The organism is Moorena sp. SIO3I6 (genome assembly GCF_010672095.1).
Map to the genome: position 1 here is coordinate 1 of NZ_JAAHHU010001331.1, position 1,413 is coordinate 1,413.

The 1,413-nt window shown below is 41.8% G+C and carries 2 protein-coding genes; both read left to right on the forward strand.

From position 1 onward, the window contains the following. The first annotated feature begins 42 nt into the window (after positions 1-42). Entirely contained in the window at positions 43-168 is a 126-nt protein-coding gene (locus F6K49_RS49050) for a hypothetical protein (protein WP_293109996.1), read from the forward strand. Positions 169-255: 87 nt separating this feature from the next. Continuing rightward, positions 256-1,095, forward strand: a complete 840-nt coding sequence (locus F6K49_RS49055) for a phage baseplate assembly protein V (RefSeq protein ID WP_293109998.1) — start codon at positions 256-258, stop codon at positions 1,093-1,095. The last annotated feature ends 318 nt before the right edge of the window (positions 1,096-1,413 follow it).

Here is a 1,413-nt window from a genome sequence, read left to right on the forward strand (position 1 = left end):
AGGGAGTAGGGAGTAGGGAGTAGGGAGTAGGGAGATGGGGAGATGGGCAGATGGGGAGATGGGGAGTTTGGTGTTATTGTTGCTAGTCCCGATTCCCGATTCCCGATTCCCGACTCCCGATTCCCGATTCCCGATTCCCGATTCCCGATTCTAAATTCTAAATTCTAAATTCCCAGATCCGCTGTTCCCTATTCCCGATTCCCTATTCCCTGTTCCCTAAAAAACCATAAATATCTACTTAACAAACTATCAATTATGACAAGCATCGATTTACTGACTAATTTGCTAGGTCCCCCTGAAATACGAGGTCGTTTCTATGGGGTGACTATGGGAATAGTGACTAACAATGGCGATGAGGAAAACTTGGGGCGAGTTAAGGTCAAGTTTCCTTGGCTATCCGATAGTGATGAAAGCTATTGGGCTAGGGTATTAACTCCCATGGCTGGTAATGACCGTGGTATTTACTTTTTGCCGGAAGTGAACGATGAAGTGCTGGTAGCTTTTGAACAAGGTGATATTAATTTTCCCTATATCCTAGGGGGGTTATGGAATGGCAAAGATAAACCGCCTGAGTCTCCTGAAAAAGACAAAGAAGATAGTAAAAAAAAGACAATTAATAAGCGTACAATCAAGTCCCGTAGTGGTCATATTATTCGCTTATATGATACTAAATATGAAGAAAAAGTTGAGGTTATTTCCCATAATCAACATACTATCCGTTTAGATGATACTAAGGACAAAGGCAAAATTGAAGTAATTGCCCAAAGTGGTCACACTATTCGCTTAGATGATACTAAGGATAAGGAAAAAATTGAAGTAATTGACAAAACTGGCAAAAACAGCATTATTATTAATACTAAGGATAATTCGATTACCATTGAGTCTAAAGAAGGCAAACTTAAGCTTGGTGGTAAGGGTATCGAAATTATTTCCGAGGAAGATATCAAAGTTACTGCTAAGAATAACCTGGATATGAAGACAGATAAGTCATTTAAAGTTAATGCTAATGGTAGCAAAATTGAAACTAAGCAGGGGATGCACTTTAAAGCTAGTAAAGACGTGAAGATTACCGGTAATACGGTATCAATTAATTAAGCAATCAGCAATCAGCAATCAGCAATCAGCAATCAGCAATCAGCAATCAGCAATCAGGTATCAGCGAATGTGCTACCCACACGCTACGCGAACAGCTTATGGGTTAGGTCCGATGCGTCGTTCGCACAGCGTGGCCAAAGGCCAAAGCCTGTGCCACACTACTTGAGGTGTGCCACACTACTGTTTTTGAATAAAATCAGCTCACCGCTGACCACTGACCACTGACCACTGACCACTGACCACTGACCACTGACCGCTGACCACTGACCGCTGACGGCTAACGGCTGAATACTGTTATCTAAGTTTTATGGAGTATGA